Genomic DNA, 19,291 nt, shown 5'->3' with positions numbered 1-19,291 from the left:
TTTATATAATGCTAACTTTTATATGTTCTCCCTTTTCAATGCCTTCGCAGTAGTCTGGTATTTCAACATAACCGTCAGCTCTTGAAAGCAGACTTATCATGCCTGACTTTCCAAATTCCGGAGATGCAAAAATTTCCCCGTCCGCCTCATGCAGCCTGACCATTTGGTATGTCGTCCTCCCGGGAGAAGAGTGCACATTCATGTCCATTATTGCCGTGATGAAATTCTCGGCTGCTTCTGATTCGCTCATCCTTTTTATAAGCTTTTTCACTATAGCGTTGAATACTATCATGGCCGATACGGGATGTCCCGGCAGCCCGAATACGGCCTTGCCCCTTGCTTTGCCAACTATCGTGGGCTTACCCGGCTTTATGGCTATTCCGTGTATGAATGTACCTTCGCCCTCGTATGAGTTCATGGCCTTCTCAGTATAATCGCGCTCGCCCACCGAGCTCCCTCCGGATATGAGCACTATGTCCGATATCTCAAGCGCCCGGTCAAGCTCGGCCCTGAGCTCCTCAAGAGAGTCCCTGACAAGAGCTCTTCCTGATACAATGCAGCCTGATTCAACTGCGAGAGCCTCCAGCGCATAGCCGTTTATATCCCTGATCTGACCTTGGAGTACTGGTCCCTTGGCATCTACAACCTCGTCTCCTGTGGAAATTATATATATTCTTGGCTTTTTAAACAGCTTGACGCTCGGCTTTCCAAGAGCCGCAAGCACTCCTATCTCCTGTGGCCTCAAAGTCTTTCCCCTTTTCAGCACATTCTGGCCATTTTGTATGTCGTCTCCCTTTCTTATTACATTTTCAAGCGGAGCAGCTGGTCTGTGGAGCGTAAGCATGCTTTCACCAACCTTTTGGACATATTCTATCATGGCGACACAGTCCGCTCCCTCGGGCAGCATTCCTCCCGTAGGCACGTATGCCGCCTGCCCGCTTTTTATGCTCAGGTCCGTACTCTCTCCCATGCGTACGCTGCCTGCAAGCTCCAGGAACGAGGGCATAAAGTCGCTGCTCCCGTGGCTGTCGCTGCTTTTTATTGCGTAGCCGTCCACAGTCGAGCGGTCGAATCCAGGCACATCCTCCATGGCTATTATGTCCTCGTAGAGGACTCTTCCAAGGGCCTGCGAAAGCTGGCACTCCTCATAGCCCAACTCGTAGCCTTCGAACTTTTCATAAATCCTTTCAAGTGCCTCTTGTACTGTAACCACATTAAAAAAATCCATCTGCTTCACCTACTCTTCCGCTCTCCAGGAACACAATATTGTCACAAAGTCTTCTTGCCTGGTCCATGCTATGGGTTATTATAAGTATTGTAGCCTTGCTCTTTCTATTGTAATCGACTATACACTTTTCTATAGTCTCCATATATTCCGGGTCAATGCTTGCTGTGGGTTCGTCCAAAAGAAGCGCTCTTGGCTTTATTGCAAGCGCCCTTGCCAGGGCTACTCTCTGCGTTTCTCCGCCTGAAAGCTTGTGGGCCTTCTTGCTGCTTAGCTCCTCGATTCCAAGGTGCCTCATTAGCTCAACAACCGTTTGTTGTATCTCATTTTTGTCTGTTCCCCTTAGCTTAAGAGGATACGCTATATTCTCAAACACGCTTCTTTTCAAAAGACCTCCCTTTTGAAATACCATCGTTATGTCCCTTTTAACTTCCGAATAATCAGATCCGGAGTATTCCACATCGCCTTCAAAATCCATGTCTATTCCAGATATTATGTTAAGCAGTGTTGTTTTGCCGGCTCCGTTTGGCCCTATTATACCTGTGATCTTTCCTGATTCAAAAGTCAGGCTTTCTATGTCGAGTACGGTACTGCCTCCGTAGCTTTTTTTCAGGTTTGATACTGTGATTTGCATGCTATTCCTCCTGAAGCGAATATATTACTGCGTTTATGGCGAATGAAATCATTAGCAACACCAGCCCGAGGGCTATTGCCATGGGATAGTCCCCCATGGAGTTGAGCATGGCTATCGATGTGGTTATGACCCTTGTATGGCCTTTTATGTTTCCTCCGACTATCATTACAGCTCCAACCTCTGATATGGCCCTTGAAAATGTGGTCACAACGTTTATGAAAAGTTCGGCCTTTAGCTCTCTTATGATGAGTATTATTACTTGCAGCTTGCCGGCTCCAAGCGTCTTGCCTATTCGCTCTATTTCACTTCCCCTGTTTTTTGAGAGGCTGTATGTAAGCCCCAGGCACAGCGGAAACACTAATAGAGCCTGCGCTATTATCATGGCTGTCGGCGTGTAAAGCAGCTGCATAAAACCAAGCGGGCCTCTTCGCGAAAGCCCTATTGCAACAACCAGACCCACTATTACCGAAGGTACGCTCATTAGAGAATAAAGCACCTTTGAAAAAAGCCTCTTCAGCCTGAAATTGCTTATTCCAGCAAAAATGCCAAGCGGTATGCTCACAGCTGCTGCAATTGCAGTGGCTGTTGAAGATACAAATACAGAGAGAAATATTATCGTGTATACCTGCGGATCAAACGAAACCAAAAGCTCCATTGCCGCCCTAAACCCTTCTGCTATGTATTCCATGGTATTCTCCCGTTTCCTTGATTTAGTTTGAATTGATTCGGATAATTACTTCAAAGGCGAAAACACAAGCCCTTCGTCTTGTGTTTTCGCCTAATTTTTATTTTCACATTACTATTTAATTATACACAATTATATTTGTTAAAACTATATCGAAATAAGCTATTCCAGTCTGATTATTTTGCTGCGTTAGGAGTGAACAGAGGTGCGCCGTATTTTTCCTTGCCATATTCACCTATGAGGCTCTGAGCTTTTTCTGAGAGTATCCACTCTTCAAATGCCTTGGCGCCTTCAGCATTTATATTCTCGTTCTTGTCTGGATTAACAGGTATTACGCCGTACTGGTTGAAAAGATTAGTATCTTTTTCAACTATTATGTCAAGTCCAAGGTCAGCCTTCATGCTAAGGTATGTGCCTCTGTCTGCAATAGTATAGGCCTGCATCTCGTCAGCCATCTTTAGCACATCGCCCATGCCTCTGCCTGCAGACACGTAGTAGTCTCCCTCAGGAGTTATGCCAACCTCAGTCCATAGCGCAAGCTCCTTCTTGTGAGTTCCAGAATCATCTCCCCTTGATATGAACTTGAATTTTTGCTCGCTTATCTTCTTGAGCGCTCCCACTATGTCATTTGGCAGCTCCTGCTTGAGTTTTAAAGGATCGTTTGCAGGTCCAACTAGTATGAAATCATTATACATAACATCCTTTCTTTCAAGACCATCTCCTGCAGCCACGAACTCCTCCTCTGCAGCCTTGGAGTGTACAAGCAGCACGTCAGCCTCTCCATCCTTTCCCATCTGCAGTGCCTGTCCTGTGCCTACTGCAACAACCTTTGCTTCTATCCCTGTGTCCTTTGTAAACTCTGGCAGCAGATAGTCCAGCAGTCCGCTGTCACTGGTGCTCGTTGTAGTCGCAAGTATTATGCTCCCTTTTGCCTGTGTTTTTTCAACTTCGCCTTCTGGTGATTGTTTTGCAGCGCAGCCAGTAAGTGCCAGCGCCAGCATCATGACTGCTGTGATTATTGATAGTAACCTTTTCATAATTTTGTTGCCTCCTTTGTAATTTCGATTTATTATGTAAATAAAAAAGCAGTCCAAAAGGACTGCATCTTAAAGCCGCTATTAAGCAGACCATTTGAACTGCAAAAAATCTCGAATTCAAACAAGTCAGCTATGCTCCATCCATAATTGCTCTTGTACATTTAAACGCCGCCGCGCAGCAATCATCCAAGTGGAGCCAGTGGTTTAAGATTCTCCTTTCCAAATATGGGAGGCCCCCCAATTTCTCAAAAGGCCCACTGGTCAGCATTTCATGGCCTTGGCTTTAGAAATGACGACTCGGAAAATCTGTGTATATATTCATTTTTCTTCCGCGTGCAAAGCCGCAGAGTATTATTCCATTCTCTCTTGCAATATCTATGGCCGCATCCGTCGGTGCCGCCCTTGAAATAACTCCATAAAACCCGGCATTAATGGCCTTTAGCAGCATCTCTGAAGAGACTCTTCCGCTGAGTATGAGCAGCTTGTCTGATGTGTCTATCCCTTCAAGCATACAATTGCCGACAATTTTATCGACCGCATTGTGCCTGCCAATGTCCTCTTTGAAGTCAAGCAGCTTCTGCCCGTCCGATATGGCGCAACTGTGAGCGCCCCCCGTTGCAGAAAACAGACCTGACATTGACGAAAAATCACTTACAATATCGAGTATCCTGTCTATGTCGAGTTCGATGTCGGGCCTGGCTTTCGGAGCATTTGTCTCATAAAGCGAATCCGAAACAATCCCCTTGCTTGTTCCCACTATGTTGACTTTTTTGCCTGCAATCTTCTCTTTTGTAGCTTCAGGGCTGCTCGTAGCTACAAAAACAGCCTTTTTTTGTGTATCCACTCTTATATCTTTTACGTCTTCTCTTGAAGATATTATTCCATCTGACTTCAAAAAACCTACCGCCAGGCTTTCAAGGGATTCCGGAGTGCAAAGCAGCCTGACAAATTTCGCCCCATCGACGAAAAGATCCAGCCAAAACTCGGCTACTACCTCGTCTTCCCACTTTGTTAATTTTCCGTCATTGTATTTTATTATATCATAGAATCTCGACTTTTCCATTGGGTTTTTCCTCTTGTGTGACTTGTGAATACTGCCGGAGCTCCTCCATAGTGTTCATGTTGAAAAACATGCTCCAGTCCGGGCTGAATCTTCGCGCCTCAAATTCACTTATATATGTCGTATTCAGCTGTTTTAGCAACGAATACACCGCCCTCTTGTCGCTTTCCAAATGCTCCTCAATGCTCTTAACTAGGCTTTTTCTGTAGAACGCATTGAAGGGCTCAATCCATTCTCCCTTTAGAGTTATGCACGCATCTATATCTTCTCCAGCTTTGATACTGCTCTCGACGACGCATTTCATATGCTCGATGTAGTCCAAGTTTATATACGGCATGTCGCATGCTATTGCAAACACAAATTCGCTTTCCGCAGCGAGAAGTCCGGCATGTATGCCTCCGAGAGGGCCTTTTCCCTTTATTATGTCTGACGTGAGCTTATATTGACAGCAGCTATGCATCTCGGGCCTGTTTGTAACTATTATTATTTCATCGAAGATCTGCGCAAGCCTGCCGGCAGTAATTTCAATGAGTCTTTTTTCATTTATCTCTATAAACTGCTTGTCAAAACCCATGCGGGAGCTTCTGCCTCCCGCAAGAATTATTGCACTGCCAAATAATTTTTGTCCCTCTATTTCCTTGCACACTCGATAGCAACCCCTTTTAATATCTGCACGCCGTGTTCTATTGAGTCAATTGCAAATTCAAGTGATTCACTTACCGCCTTTGGACTTCCAGGAAGATTGACTATTATCGTTTCGCCCCTTATTCCAGATACGGCTCTTGAAAGCATGGCCCGCCTTGTTATGGCAAGGCTGTTTTGCCTTATGGCCTCGCAAATGCCGGGAGCATTCCTTGTTATTGCCTTAAGTGTGGCCTCCGGAGTTACATCCCTCTTTGAAAAGCCCGTGCCTCCTGTAGTCAGGACAAGATCTAGCCTGAGCTCATCGCACATTCTTACTATTTCATTATATATCATTCCCTCTTCATCTGGAACAATAACATATTCAGAATAGCTATGGCCGTTCTCACTCAGTATGCGCTTTATTTCCGGACCGCTCTCATCAAGCCTTTCTCCTGCATAGCCCTTGTCACTAACAGTTATTATGCCTACGTTCAAACTCCGCGCCTCCCCAAGTGCCTGATTGATTATTCTCTTTTATTTTATACGTTCTATCCTCACTGCGCAAACCTTTAGCTCGGGAATCTTCGCCTTAGGATCGAGCTTTGAGTTTGTTATCATGTTGGCCGCGCCCTTTGCAAAGTGGAAAGGCATGAATACTACATCTTCCTCAACTATCTCTGTGACTCTCACGTTCGTCTCAACGCTGCCCCTTCTTGACACCACCCTTACCATCTCCCCGTCTTCTATTCCGAGCTTGTTTGCGGTAGAAGGATTGACCTCTATAAACGATTCGGAATAGTTACTGCTTATACCCTCAGTCTTTCCGGTCATTGTAGTAGTGTGATACTGGTAGAGTATCCTGCCTGTTGTAAGCACAAGCGGATATGTACTGTCCGGCATCTCCGCGCTTTGAGCATACTCGCAAGGCACGAACAGACCCTTGCCTCTGGCGCATCCCTTGGAGTGAAGGTATTTTGTTCCCGGATGCTCTTTTGTGGGGCATGGCCACTGGAGTCCGTTTATGTCCTCTAGCCTTTTATAGTCTATGCCCGCATATTGCGGAGTTACGCTTGCTATTTCATCGAATATTTCAGACGCATCCTTGTAAAAAGCATTGTAACCCAGCTTTTTCATTAAGTTAATCAATATCTCGTAATCCGGCTTTGAATCACCAACCGGATTCACGGCTTTCCTCACCCTCTGAACCCTTCTTTCAGTGTTCGAGAAAGTGCCGTCCTTTTCGGCAAACGACGCCGCCGGAAGCACTACGTCTGCCAGCTCAGCAGTCTCGGTCAGGAAAATATCCTGCACCACGAGGAAATCCAGATGTTCCAGCGCATGTTTTACATGGGTTATGTCAGGGTCTGAAACCATTGGGTTTTCTCCCATTATATAAATCATCCTTATGTTGCCGTTTGAGGCTTCAGTCAGCATCTCCGGCACAGTAAGTCCCACCTTGCTGGAAAGCTTCGCGCTCCATACCGCTTCAAACTTCTCTATGACCTCAGGACTTATAACCTTCTGGTACCCCGGAAGGTCTCCCGGAAGTCCTCCCATGTCGCAGGCGCCCTGAACGTTGTTTTGGCCTCTCAAAGGGTTGACTCCCGCCGCCTCCTTGCCTATGTTGCCGCAAAGCAGCGCCAGGTTGGATATCGACATTACATTATCCGTACCGCTTATATGCTGCGTTATTCCCATGGCATAGTATATTCCTGCTTTGTCTGCACTTGCATATATTCTTGCTGCTTTTCTAATGTCCTCCGCGTCAACTCCGCATATTCTGGCAGCCTCTTCCGGAGTGTACCTTTTTGCAAGCCCAACAAGCTCTTCGTAGTTTTCCGTCTTGTCTTCTATATACTTCTTATCCTGAAGACCTTCGCTTATTATTACGTTCATCATGGCATTCAAAAGCGCTATGTTTGTGCCAGGCGTTATCTGCAGGAAGACGTCCGCATAGTCGGCCAGCTCAATTCTCCTTGGATCAGCCACTATCAGCTTGGCTCCATTCTTGACTGCCTGCTTCATTTGCGCAGCTATTACAGGATGGTTTTCTGTTGTGTTTGAGCCTGTAACGAATATCACATCGTTGTATCTCGTCTCAGCTATGCTGTTAGTCATAGCACCGCTTCCAAGTGTTGTTGCAAGACCTGCAACAGTGGAAGCATGTCAGAGCCTTGCGCAGTGGTCCACGTTGTTTGTCCCCACAACAGCCCGCAGGAGCTTCTGAAAAAGATAGTTCTCCTCGTTTGTGCATCTTGCAGAGGTAAGACCCGCAATTGAATCGGCCCCGTGCTGACTTTTTATATCGCTGATCTTTTTAGCCACTAGCGAAAGAGCCTCTTCCCAGGTCGCCTCCACAAGGACTCCGTCCTTTCTGATCAGCGGTTTTTTGAGCCTGTCAGGGTGATTTACAAAGTTATAGGCAAACTTGCCCTTAACGCAAAGCAGTCCGTCATTCCCAGCTCCCATTGCAGGCTGCACACCCACAACCTCGTCTCCCTTAACTATAAGCTCAAGCTGGCAGCCTACGCCGCAATATGAACATGTTGTCCTGACCTTTTTCGTTTCCCATACCCTGTGTTCAGTCTTGCTCTTTGGCAGCAAGGCTCCCACAGGGCAGTAGGAAACGCAGTTTCCGCATGATACACACGGCGAATTTTCAAGGCCCTCCTCGAACTGAGTCGAAACCTTGGCAACAGGACCTCTTTCAGATATTAGTATGGCTCTTGTGCCCTGCAGCTCTTCGCACACCCTTACGCACTTGCCGCATAGTATGCACTTGTCGGGATCGAACGTGTAGAACGGATTGCTCTCGTCTACAGGCAGAACTCTCTCTTCGAGCCCTTTTATACCTGTCACACCATACTCATAGCAGTAGTCCTGCAGCTTGCAGTCTCCCGATTTTTCGCATGTAAGGCAGTCCAGCGGATGGTTTTGAACCATCAGCTCGAGTATGCCCTTCCTCTCCTTTATGACCCTCTCGCTCTTTGTAAATACAGAGATTCCTTCCCATACCTTCTCAGTACATGATGGCATGAGGTTTCTTTGCCCTTCAATCTCTACAAGACATATCCTGCATGCCCCGGCTCCGTGCCTTGAAAGCCTCTCGTCGTAGCAGAAAGTGGGTATTTTCGCTCCCGCCGCCTCGCACGCCTTGAGTATAGTATAGTCCTTGGGCACCTCGAGCTCGCGGCCGTCTATCTTGACTAACACCATTTTTAATCCTCCCTTTATAAAACCCATCTATCTTTCTTCCAGCTTTTCTATCCTGTTTATCAGCCTGTGAAGCGCAAGCGCCTCAACCCAGCTTGTCTGTACGTACTCCTCGCCCTTTTTCATGTATACAGGCGCAAGCTCGCTCATATCGACATAGTTTAGCTCGTTTGTGAGCCTTCCCTTCAGGCAAAGCGGCCTTCCGCCGCCAGGCGCCATAGACCTGACACCGACAATTTTGCTGCCTTTTTTAAGCAATTCGAAGTCGCAGCCATACTGGCACACAGTGCATTTTATATGCTCCTTTTCGCACTCCCAGCTTCTGTGTCTTCCCATAAGCCTGCCGTCCATAAGTGCTCCCACCGGGCATACGCTCACGCATCTTTGGCACGCCACGCAGCTTGAGCTTCCCATTGTCTTGTCATAGTCTGCCGCTATTTTCATTTCGGTGCCCCTGTTTGCAAAGCAAAGGACAGATCTTTCCGGAATCTGGGCGCATATCCTTACGCATCTGCCGCAGAGTATGCACTTGCTCTCGTCCCTGTATACGTATGGATTGCTCTTGTCGACCTTGAGGTCTATTTCCGAGCTCTCGTCGCCGAACTTGACGTCGTATTCGTATGCATACTTTTGAAGCAGGCACTCGCCCGCCTTCTGGCATGTAAGGCAGTCGTTCGGATGGTTGTCAAGAAGCAGCTGCAGTATCTGTCTTCTTTCCTTGATAACCCTTTCGGACTTGGTTTGAACATTCATCCCGTCCCAAACCTTTGTTGAGCATGCAGTCTCTAACTTGCGAGAACCTTCAATCTCAACAACGCATATCCTGCAGGACGCCACTATTTCAAGTGATGGTTCGTAACAAAGCGCTGGAATTTCTATTCCAAGCTCCTTTGCAGCCATTATTATAGTATGGCTTTCAGGCACACTGATGCTTCTTCCGTCTATTACAACATTAACTTTTTTCAACTTAACCCTCCTATGCGAATTTCATCCTACTGTTCTTTTTTATATTAGCTATACCAACATATGCATATAATTATTGAAACTGTTGGTATTATTATAATTTTTTATACAAACTATTGCAAATATTATAAATTTGACAAACTTCGTCTCTTTTATGCATTTTTCATGATTGTTTTTTTATGAATTATTTATACCCTGTATGTTTTTTTATATGCAAACATAAGAACAGGGGCGCGCCGTCTATGTCGCTCCCCTGTTCTTATGCTTGCTGATTTTCTATGCTGTCAAATCTGCTTTTCTGAAATGATATTTTTTTGATAATCTTGCAATTTTCTGAATTTAATCCATCTGCACAATCAAACATTTAATAATTTTTTTTAAAAAGCCTGTAGACTACAAGTGCAAGTATTCCGCCCACCAATGCCGTATACAGCTGAGGCAATGAAAATGCAGCCACTATCTGCGGCGGAACCTTAGGCATGAAAAGCACAAGCAGTTTCCTGACAGAGAATGCCAGGAACGCATATTTCACAGCTGATGCTATTATTACCCCTGCAACCTCGCCGTATCTCGCCAGAGGCTTTCTTACAGCTTCGAACACTATTACATAAAGTGAATTGCCCAGCATTATCACTGGCACAAGCGGAAAAAGCGGCATAATTCCAAGCAGAAATGCTATAAGCGGCGTAAAGCATCCCACTGTAACTCCTGCAGCAGGGCCAACAGTAAGTGTGCTTAGTATGAGCACCATGTTTACAAGCGGCCCTACGGCTGGCTGAGCAAAGCTCTGAAAGCCAACCTGGAACAGCAATGCAAGCGCAAGCAGTATTCCAGTCCTGGCTATGTATGATGCCGACATCTTCTTTTTCATATTTCCCACTCCTCTTCTGATAAATTCAATATGTAAATATATGATTCCATTATAATAAAATGCTAACATTTTTAACCATATTAGTAAAGAAATATATTGGTTGAAAAAACTAAAGGCAGGAGCAACGTTCACTCCTGCCTTTAGTTACTGGCAATACTCAGTATATTCTGTTAGAATAGTTCTCTCTTTTTGTAGTGAGTGTGAAGAAGCTCGTGAGCCTTGTGGCCGTTAGGCTTTCCAAGGTACTCTTCATAAAGCCTCTTAACAGACTCGTTGTGGTGAGACTTCCTCTTGTCCCTAAGCTTGTCTTCTGTGTATAGAGCCTTTGCTCTTTCAAGCTTCACATTTACCTTTTCCTTGGTTCTTGAGTCAACGTGTGGCTGGCCTCCGCCTGTTACACAGCCGCCTGAGCATCCCATTATCTCAATAAAGTGGTAGTCAGCTTTGCCATCTCTAACTAAATCCATAAGCTTTCCGGCATTTGCAGTTCCGTGTGCAACCGCAACCTTAACCTCAAGATCGCCTATTTTAACTGCAGCTTCCTTGATGCCTTCAAGTCCCCTTACCGCAGTATATTCGATGTCTTCAAGCTCTTGTCCGCTTACTATGTCAGCAACCGTTCTTATAGCAGCTTCCATAACTCCGCCTGTCGCTCCGAATATTACAGCGGCTCCAGTGTAGTCTCCGAAGAACTCGTCAGGATTGCTGTCTTGAAGATCGTTGAATTCAATCCTTGCCTCTTTTATCATCTTGCCAAGCTCTCTTGTAGTAAGAACTATGTCAACGTCCCTTGTTCCGTGAACGTTTTTCATTTCTTCCTTGGCCGACTCAGTCTTCTTGGCTATACATGGCATTACTGAAACAACTATCATGTTCTCAGGCGCTATGTTGTTCTTTTCTGCATAGTAAGACTTAAGCACTGCTCCCATCATCTGCTGCGGCGACTTGCATGAAGATACGTGGTCAAGCAATTCTGGATAGAAGTGCTCAACGTATCTTATCCAGCCAGGCGAGCAAGAAGTTATCATCGGAAGAGTTCCTCCGTTTTTGATTCTTCCAAGAAGCTCTGTTCCTTCTTCCATTATTGTAAGGTCGGCTGCAAAGTTGGTGTCGAATACCTTCTGGAATCCAAGCATTTTAAGCGCAGTGAACATTTTTCCTGTAACCCTTGTTCCTATCGGATTGCCGAACATCTCTCCAAGTGCCGCCCTAACCGCAGGTGCAACTTGAACTACAACATGCTTAGTTTCATCTTCAAGTACTTCCCAAACTTTTTCTATGTCTGTTTTTTCTCTAAGAGCTGCAACAGGACATACATTCACGCACTGTCCACAGTATATGCATGGAGCATCTGCCATGCTTGTAGCAAATGCAGGAGCAACCTCAGTTTCAACACCCCTGTTTGTAAATGCAAGTATGCCTACTTCCTGAACCTTGTTACAAACAGCTACGCATCTTCCGCAAAGTATGCATTTGTTTGGGTCTCTTACTATCGAGTGGGAAAGCATGTCTACAGGCTTAAGCTCTTTTGGCGCCTCGAAATCAAGCTCTGAAAGGCCCATGTCGTCGCATAGAGCCTGAAGCTCGCAGCTTCCGTTTCTAAAGCATGACAGGCAATCTCTGTGGTGGTTTGAAAGTATTAGCTGAAGGTTGTCTCTTCTTGCGTCTCTTACTCTCTTTGTATTCGTCTTTACTACAAGACCGTCTCTTACCGGGAAAGTACAAGCAGTCTGAAGATTCCTTATTCCTTCAACTTCAACAAGACACATTCTGCAAGCGCCAGTCTTATTGATGTCTTTAAGATAACAAAGAGTTGGTATATTTATGCCCATATCTCTGGCAGCATCAAGCACAGTAGAGTTAGCCGGAACTGTCACCTGTCTGCCATCTATAGTAATATTCACCATATCATCTACACCTCTTTCCATATTTAGTAGGATTAAGTTATTTCTTAATTATAGCGTTTACAGGACAAGCATCCATACAAGCGCCGCACTTTATGCACTTATCTGTATCTATTACGTGCTTTTCCTTAACCTTGCCGCTTATAGCAGTAACCGGACACACTCTAGCGCACTTAGTACAGCCTATGCACTTGTCTGTTATGAAGTACTCTAGAAGCGCTGTACAAACCCCCGCTGGGCACTTCTTGTCAACAACGTGAGCCACGTACTCATCTCTGAAGTATTTAAGAGTTGAAAGTACTGGGTTTGGAGCTGTCTGTCCAAGTCCGCAAAGAGCAGTTGACTTGATTGTATTTGCAAGTCTTTCAAGCTTGTCAAGGTCTTCAAGAGTTCCATGTCCCTCTGATATTCTCTCAAGTATTTCAAGCATTCTCTTTGTGCCTTCTCTACAAGGAGTACATTTTCCGCATGACTCTTCCACTGTAAAGTCAAGGAAGAATTTGGCTATGTCAACCATGCAGTTGTCTTCGTCCATAACTATCATACCGCCTGAACCCATCATAGAACCTAGAGCGGTAAGCGAGTCGAAATCTATTTGAGTGTCAAGATAGTCAGCTGTTATACATCCTCCTGATGGTCCTCCGGTTTGAACGGCTTTGAACGCCTTGCCGTTTGGAATTCCTCCGCCTACTTCATATATTATCTCTCTTAGTGTAGTTCCCATTGGAACCTCAACTAGTCCAACGTTGTTTATCTTTCCGCCAAGAGCGAAAACCTTAGTTCCCTTAGATTTTTCAGTTCCTATTGAAGCAAACCAGTCTGCTCCTTTAAGTATTATCTTTGGAACGTTTGCAAGCGTCTCTACGTTGTTTATTATTGTAGGTTTTTTCCATACGCCTTCGTTTGCCGGGAACGGTGGCTTTGGATTTGCCATTCCACGTTTTCCTTCTATAGAGTTGATAAGAGCAGTCTCCTCACCGCATACGAAAGCTCCGGCTCCGAGTTTCAGCTCGATGTCAAATTCAAAATCTGTTCCCATTACATTCTTGCCAAGGTATCCTGACTCTCTTGCCTGTGCCAATGCTATCTCAAGTCTCTTTATAGCAACAGGATACTCGGCTCTTATATATATATATCCGTGGTTAGCTCCTATGGCGTAACCAGTTATCATCATGGCCTCTATTACAGCGTGAGGGTCTCCTTCAAGCACTGATCTGTCCATGAATGCTCCCGGGTCACCTTCGTCAGCGTTACATATAACGTATTTTTGATCTCCCGGCGCATTGTATGCGAACTGCCACTTGAGTCCTGTAGGGAAGCCGCCGCCGCCTCTTCCTCTAAGGCCTGATCTTTTGATTTCCTCTATTACATCTTCTCTTGTCATTTTTGTTATAGCTTTTTTGATTGCCTCGTAGCCTTCTGCAGTTTCAATATAGTCGTTTATGTCTTCAGCCTGTATACGTCCGCAATGCTCAAGCGCTATCCTCACCTGCTTGTTGTAGAAAGGAACCTCCTCAAAAGGTCTTATTTCTCCGTTTTCAAGCAAAGCTTCCTTGTAAAGAAGGTCTTTTACTATTTTGCCGCCTATCAGGTGCTCGTTAACTATTCTGTCTGCATCTTCTTCCTGAACGTGAGCGTAGAATGCGCCTTCAGGGTATACTATTACTATCGGTCCTACAGAGCAAAGTCCAAAGCAGCCAGTCTTTACAATCTTAGTCTGCTCAAGAATACCCTTCTCAGCCATAAGGTCCTCTAGTCTCTTAAGTATTTTAAGTGAAGAAGAAGACATACATCCAGTTCCCGCACAAACCAAAATAGTGTTTTTATAATCCATCACATAATACCTCCAATCATCATCTTGTATTTCACGAAAAATTATATATTAATATTTTGCAAGTATTCCAGGAACATCATCTGCAACTATCTTGCCGTATACATCTTCGTTTATTGTCATAACAGGCGCCAGTCCGCATGCTCCAACGCATCTTGTGGCAACTACTGTGAACTTGCCATCAGCAGAAGTCTTTCCTACTTCAAGGTCAAGATCCTTGCAAACCCTGTCAATTATTGACTGAGAGCCTTTTACATAACATGCAGTTCCAAGGCAAACTCCAACTACATAGTCTCCCTTTGGCTCTAATGAAAACTGAGAATAGAATGTTGCAACTCCATAGATTTCTGCCAAAGGTATGTTAAGACCTTCAGATATTTTCTTTTGAACTTCAAGAGCTACGCAGCCAAATATTTTCTGAGCTTCGTGAAGAACCGGCATTAAAGCGCCCGGCTTTCCCTTGTACTCAGCTATTACTTGGTCTAGTTTTTTGAAATTCTCTTCTGTGAAAACATTTTTCGCCATTAAAATCCCACTCCTTTTTTTAAAAAAATAGAAAAATAAACAAAAAAAATTTAGAAATATAAAAAATTAGAAATATAAAATTTGAGTTGTTAAATTAAGTTCTGGAATTCATTTCAGTGATGTATTGAGTTTTGCATTTGGAAAATACATGTTTAAAAAGCTTTTGAAACGGTAAATTAATATTGAAATGTTTGTTTATCAACTATGAAAAGCTTTTCCTAGATTATATCAAACAAATAACAATAAAACAACATCGAAACTATATTTTTATTAATTTTTTAACACGATTCCAGGTTTATGTTTGCTCTCTTCTTGCTTTGTCCGCTTTTGCCAAATTCAACCCGCCTGAATTCCCAAAACAAAAGAACTCCCCTGCGTTATGGTGTATATATTGAAAAAACTTGCATATAGTAAAAAGAACCCTTCTACAAGGGTCTTTTTTGATTCATATTTCGAATTTCAACATCATTATTTTTGTGAATTTAATAATTATGCACTCCTGGCAAAATGTGAATTTAATAACAATTCGCCGTTTCTAGTTCTTCCTGATGAAACACCATTAATATTTATTCATCATTTGGCACTTGTTTATTCATCTCAGTCACTGAGCTTTTTAAGCAGCTTTTCATTGAAAATTTTAGCTGCATTATAGCCCATGTTTTTCTGCCTGTAATTTTTGGCTGCTACTTCTATTATCATGGCAAGATTCCTTCCGGGTTTTACGGGTATAACGATCTTTTCCACAGGCACGTCGAGCAGCGTCATATACTCCTCATCAATTCCAAGCCTGTCATAATACTTGCCTTCTTCCCAGTATTCAAGTTCTGCTACCATCTCCACAACCTTGTTAGTCCTTATGGCGCCTACCCCATAAAGATTTTTGATATCGAGTATCCCCACGCCTCTTATCTCCATCAGGTACTTTAAAATATCCGGCGCCTCTCCCACAAGCATATCATCCTCAATCCTTCTGATTTCAACGGCATCATCCGCCACAAGCCTGTGGCCCCGCTTCACAAGCTCAAGCGCCGTCTCCGACTTTCCGACCCCGCTTTTGCCCATGAGCAGTACGCCTATGCCGTATATGTCGACAAGCACGCCGTGCACTGTTTTTGAAGGCGCAAGCTTTTCACTCAGGTATCCTGATGCCTTGTTTATGAATTTGGTTGTAGACATTTGTGATCTTATTATTATCCTGTTGTACTTTTTCGCCATGTTTATAGTGTCGCTGCTGAAATCCAGCCCTCTGGCAAGCACGAGCACAGGAATCTCGTATGAAAACAGCTTTTCTAAGCGCCTTAGCCTGGTAGCCCTGTCAAGCGTGCCGAAATAATCATGCTCTCCCTTGCCTATAACCTGCACCCTGTCATATGCGAAGTGTTCAAAGAATCCCGCAAACTGGAGCGCCGGCCTGTTGATATCTGATGAAATTATTTCATAGTCGGTATTCTCGCCCTTGTGCACAACCTCCAGTTCAAGCTCTTTTATGAACATGCTTACGCTGACTTTTTTATCTTCTGTCAATTTTACCTTCCTCCCTGAAAAACATATATATCCGCTCTGCCACTTCCGCGCTTATGCCTGAAATCGCCTTCAACTCCTCGAGCTTGGCGTTCCTTATATTCTCGACCGACCTAAAGTGCGAAATCAGAAGCAGCTTTCGCTTCTCACCAACCCCAGCTATATCATCAAGCACTGACCTTTTAAGCTTTCCGTGCCTTAGCGACCTGTGGTAGTCTATTGCAAACCGGTGCGCCTCGTCCTGTATGGTGCATATGAATCTGTATAGCTGCGATGATTTTTTGAGCTCTATCTCCCTCTCGAGGCTTACAAGTCCGCGAGTCCTGTGCTTGTCGTCCTTGTACATTCCCCACACCGGGATGTCTACTCCAAGCTCCAGTAGCAGCCTGCTGACAACCCCTACCTGTCCTCTTCCTCCGTCTATTAGCATGAGATCCGGACGACCGCTCCACTTTTTAAGCCTCCGAAGGACTATCTCATAGAGTGATGAATAGTCATCAGGACCCTGCACCGTCTTGATTCTAAAGCGCCTGTACTCCTTGGAGTCTTTCCTTCCGCGAGTGAACACAACCATGGAACCTACCGAATCCACTCCCTGTATGTTTGATATGTCAAAGGCTTCTATCCTGTTTGGAGTTTCTTCAAGCTCAAGCAAACTTCTGAGTTCCTCCAGCAGCTCCTGTGAATCTTTGAGCCTGCTCACATTAGAAAATTTTTCCGCCGACTCTCTGGCATTTTTCTTCACCATTTCAATCATTTCACGCTTCTCGCCCTTTTGAGGGACCTTTATATGGACCTTACGCCCTTTTATGCTCTCGAGCCAGCTTTGGAGAACTTCATCCTCCCCTGTTTCGCTCTCTATGAGTATCTCACTTGGAATGAATCCCTGATACGAGTAGAAATGCTTTATGAAGGAGGCGAACACCTCACCTTTTTGTTCCTCAAGCACATCCTCCACAACGAAGTGCTCCCTGCCTATTATCCTGCCTTCCCTCACAAAAAATACCTGTATGCACGCCTTGCCTTCATAGAAATAAGCTGCGATGAAATCCTGGTCCACCGAGCTTTTCGAGACTATCTTCTGCCTCTGCGCGAGTATCCTGAGGCTGCCGATCTTGTCACGAAAATATGCTGCCTTTTCAAAGTCGAGCCTCTCCGCAGCTACCTGCATTTGCTGCTCTATGGATTCTATGAGCGTCTCGCTCCTTCCCGAGAGAAACGTGACTATCTCGTCTATCATCTGCATGTACTGCTCTCTTGCGTCGATTCCCCTGCAGGGCCCTGTGCACTTGCCTATGTCATAGTTGATGCATGGCCGCTCCCCTCGCTGGATCATGCGCTTTATGTCGTTCTTGCACTTCCTTATGGGATAAATCCTCCTTATGAGGCTTATTACGTCGTTGACCGCTCCTTCGCTTGTATACGGGCCGAAATACTTCGCTCCGTCCTCCCTCATGCTTCTGACCTTGAGCACCCTTGGATAATCCTCATTGACGCTCACCTTTATGAAGGGGTATGTCTTGTCGTCGCGGAATATTATGTTGTATTTGGGCCTGTGCTTCTTGATTAGGTTGCACTCGAGTATCAGAGCCTCTAGCTCGGAGTCAGTCATTATATACTCGAACTCGCTTATGTTGCCCACCATTGCCTCGACCTTTGGGCTGCTCTTTCCGTGTGAGCCGAAATACTGCCTCACTCTGTTTTTTAGAGACTTGGCCTTGCCTATATATATGATGTCCCCCGTTGAATCCTTCATGATGTATACTCCCGGAGAGTCCGGAAGCATTGAAAGCTGCTTTTTGATATCGAACATGACGCACCTCTGCAATGTATCTTGATTTATATCATGATTATACCAAAAATGCCGGGCACTTGTGTTGTGTCCGGCATTAATTAGTTTGTATTGTTTTAGTATTCTATTTTGAAACGAAACTATTGTCTATTATGCTACTTATGTCTATTCCCTTCTCGAGCATGCCGTTTTTAAGCAGGAACTCCTGTGTCTTTTCAAGTTCTTCAACATCCTTTTGAGTTATGCTAGGATTAAAGTCATACCAGTCGTACATTTTTTCTACATCTTCTTTTGATATTCCGGTTTCTTTTGCTGCCATTTCCATAGTCTCTTCCCTATTGTCCTTCATGAAATCAAGGCTTCTTGAGTGGACAGCCATATATCTCGCTGTCATGTCGGGATGCTCTTTGATGAATTTGCCGCTTGTGGCTATTACTATCGTAGCATCTAAAAGACCTTCTCCCGTAGTTATCACCTTGGCTCCGTCCGAAACTGCCTTTGTAACCGCAGGCCCGGCAACAAGTGCAACATCCACATTGCCGCTGTTCATCGCTGCAACCGCCTCTGGTATTCCCATGTTTATGAATTCCACGTCATCCACCGACATGCCTGCTTCACTTAATCCGGCTATTAAAAGCTGATGCAGTATTGTCCCCTTAGGTCCTGCAACCTTTTTGCCTTTAAGGTCAGCCAGTCCATTTATGTCCTGGCTTCTTGTCATTACAGTGAAAGCCTTTGGCGCCCTGCTGTATATGCCGATTATCTTTATATCCACTCCGTTTGCAGCCGCAAGTATTGCCGACGTACCTCCCAGGGCATTGCAAAAATCAAGAGAGCCTGCTGCAACAGCCTGTGTCATCTTTGAGCCTTCAGTTATTTCCGGGAATGTCACTTCTATGCCGTCTTTCCCAAATTCCTCCTCAAACATGTTTTTTTCCTTCTCAACTATAGAAGGCATGTTAAGGGGCAGTTTCACATAAGATATATTTATTTTCTCTATATTGCCCGTTTCAGTCGAAGTTCCTGCATCCTTGGGTGCGCATCCCGAAAAAACAAGCATTACAGACAGCAGCATTGCTGCGGCAGTTTTAATCCTTTTCATAAACATCTCCTCCAACGAAAATTTATTTGCAGCTTAATTGAATTTAATCCATTTTATTTTTTAGTAAGCGCGCTTTTTACCATCACCCCAGGAATATTTCCCAGTTTTCCCGACAACGCACCTATCTCATCTGTATTTCCATCAACTATTATTGATATAACACTTACATTTTTCTCCTTATAGGGTATCCCCATTCTTCCTACTATCATATCCGAATATTCGCTCATTACGGCATTGGCCTTTTGCACACTTTCCTTGTCTTCAATTATTATTGCGATTACGCCTATTCTGTTATCCATTCATA

General features: G+C 44.7%; 17 protein-coding genes and 1 riboswitch. All 17 genes read right to left on the bottom strand.

The features are described from left to right. Position 1 precedes the first annotated feature (1 nt). Entirely contained in the window at positions 2-1,228 is a 1,227-nt protein-coding gene (locus tag EAL2_RS02155; RefSeq protein ID WP_025434783.1) for a molybdopterin molybdotransferase MoeA, read from the bottom strand. After that, a complete protein-coding gene (locus tag EAL2_RS02150) occupies positions 1,215-1,859 on the bottom strand; it encodes an ATP-binding cassette domain-containing protein (protein WP_025434782.1) in 645 nt (214 codons plus the stop codon). Before EAL2_RS02150 ends, EAL2_RS02155 begins: the two co-directional genes overlap by 14 nt. Position 1,860: 1 nt before the next feature. Next, a complete protein-coding gene (locus tag EAL2_RS02145) occupies positions 1,861-2,547 on the bottom strand; it encodes an ABC transporter permease (RefSeq protein WP_025434781.1) in 687 nt (228 codons plus the stop codon). A 173-nt stretch (positions 2,548-2,720) separates the two neighbouring features. Next, positions 2,721-3,581 (bottom strand): substrate-binding domain-containing protein, encoded by an 861-nt coding sequence (locus EAL2_RS02140; protein WP_025434780.1) that lies wholly within the window; start codon positions 3,579-3,581, stop codon positions 2,721-2,723. Between the two features lie 196 nt (positions 3,582-3,777). Further along, a riboswitch (molybdenum cofactor riboswitch) is annotated at positions 3,778-3,896 on the bottom strand. After that, positions 3,865-4,644, bottom strand: a complete 780-nt coding sequence (fdhD, locus tag EAL2_RS02135; protein ID WP_025434779.1) for a formate dehydrogenase accessory sulfurtransferase FdhD — start codon at positions 4,642-4,644, stop codon at positions 3,865-3,867. Its footprint overlaps the riboswitch before it by 32 nt. Continuing rightward, positions 4,622-5,287: a molybdenum cofactor guanylyltransferase gene (locus tag EAL2_RS02130; RefSeq protein ID WP_025434778.1), complete on the bottom strand. Its 666-nt coding sequence runs from the start codon at positions 5,285-5,287 to the stop codon at positions 4,622-4,624. The genes fdhD and EAL2_RS02130 overlap by 23 nt, the downstream gene beginning before the upstream one ends. Further along, positions 5,272-5,760, bottom strand: coding sequence for a MogA/MoaB family molybdenum cofactor biosynthesis protein (locus tag EAL2_RS02125; protein WP_025434777.1), 489 nt, complete (start codon positions 5,758-5,760; stop codon positions 5,272-5,274). The genes EAL2_RS02130 and EAL2_RS02125 overlap by 16 nt, the downstream gene beginning before the upstream one ends. A 39-nt stretch (positions 5,761-5,799) precedes the next feature. Next, a complete protein-coding gene (gene fdhF / locus EAL2_RS15100; protein ID WP_084480887.1) occupies positions 5,800-8,481 on the bottom strand; it encodes a formate dehydrogenase subunit alpha in 2,682 nt (893 codons plus the stop codon). A gap of 27 nt (positions 8,482-8,508) precedes the next feature. Then, the gene (locus EAL2_RS02110; protein WP_025434774.1) at positions 8,509-9,444 is read right to left on the bottom strand and encodes a 2Fe-2S iron-sulfur cluster-binding protein; all 936 of its coding nucleotides are present in this window, start codon (positions 9,442-9,444) and stop codon (positions 8,509-8,511) included. Positions 9,445-9,805: 361 nt separating this feature from the next. Then, positions 9,806-10,312 (bottom strand): ECF transporter S component, encoded by a 507-nt coding sequence (locus tag EAL2_RS02105; RefSeq protein WP_084480884.1) that lies wholly within the window; start codon positions 10,310-10,312, stop codon positions 9,806-9,808. Positions 10,313-10,482: 170 nt separating this feature from the next. After that, complete coding sequence (locus tag EAL2_RS02100) at positions 10,483-12,219, bottom strand: NADH-dependent [FeFe] hydrogenase, group A6 (protein ID WP_025434772.1); 1,737 nt, start codon at positions 12,217-12,219, stop codon at positions 10,483-10,485. A gap of 37 nt (positions 12,220-12,256) precedes the next feature. Further along, positions 12,257-14,050: an NADH-quinone oxidoreductase subunit NuoF gene (gene nuoF, locus EAL2_RS02095; protein WP_025434771.1), complete on the bottom strand. Its 1,794-nt coding sequence runs from the start codon at positions 14,048-14,050 to the stop codon at positions 12,257-12,259. A gap of 48 nt (positions 14,051-14,098) precedes the next feature. Further along, positions 14,099-14,572 carry an NADH-quinone oxidoreductase subunit NuoE family protein gene (locus EAL2_RS02090; protein WP_025434770.1) on the bottom strand — a complete coding sequence of 158 codons (474 nt, stop codon included), beginning with the start codon at positions 14,570-14,572 and terminating at the stop codon, positions 14,099-14,101. 597 nt (positions 14,573-15,169) lie between these two features. After that, positions 15,170-16,096 carry an HPr(Ser) kinase/phosphatase gene (gene hprK / locus EAL2_RS02085; RefSeq protein ID WP_025434769.1) on the bottom strand — a complete coding sequence of 309 codons (927 nt, stop codon included), beginning with the start codon at positions 16,094-16,096 and terminating at the stop codon, positions 15,170-15,172. Continuing rightward, positions 16,083-17,906: an excinuclease ABC subunit UvrC gene (uvrC, locus tag EAL2_RS02080; RefSeq protein WP_025434768.1), complete on the bottom strand. Its 1,824-nt coding sequence runs from the start codon at positions 17,904-17,906 to the stop codon at positions 16,083-16,085. Before uvrC ends, hprK begins: the two co-directional genes overlap by 14 nt. 103 nt (positions 17,907-18,009) lie before the next feature. Beyond that, positions 18,010-18,987 carry an NrtA/SsuA/CpmA family ABC transporter substrate-binding protein gene (locus EAL2_RS02075; protein WP_051489060.1) on the bottom strand — a complete coding sequence of 326 codons (978 nt, stop codon included), beginning with the start codon at positions 18,985-18,987 and terminating at the stop codon, positions 18,010-18,012. A 53-nt stretch (positions 18,988-19,040) separates the two neighbouring features. Then, on the bottom strand, positions 19,041-19,286 hold the full coding sequence (locus tag EAL2_RS02070) for a TM1266 family iron-only hydrogenase system putative regulator (RefSeq protein ID WP_025434766.1): 246 nt from the start codon (positions 19,284-19,286) through the stop codon (positions 19,041-19,043). Positions 19,287-19,291: the final 5 nt, after the last annotated feature.

Origin of the sequence: Peptoclostridium acidaminophilum DSM 3953 (genome assembly GCF_000597865.1) — a bacterium.
Classification (GTDB): domain Bacteria; phylum Bacillota; class Clostridia; order Peptostreptococcales; family Peptostreptococcaceae; genus Peptoclostridium_A; species Peptoclostridium_A acidaminophilum.
Note: the sequence above shows the minus strand (reverse complement) of the source record. Positions and strands in the feature narration are given on the sequence as shown.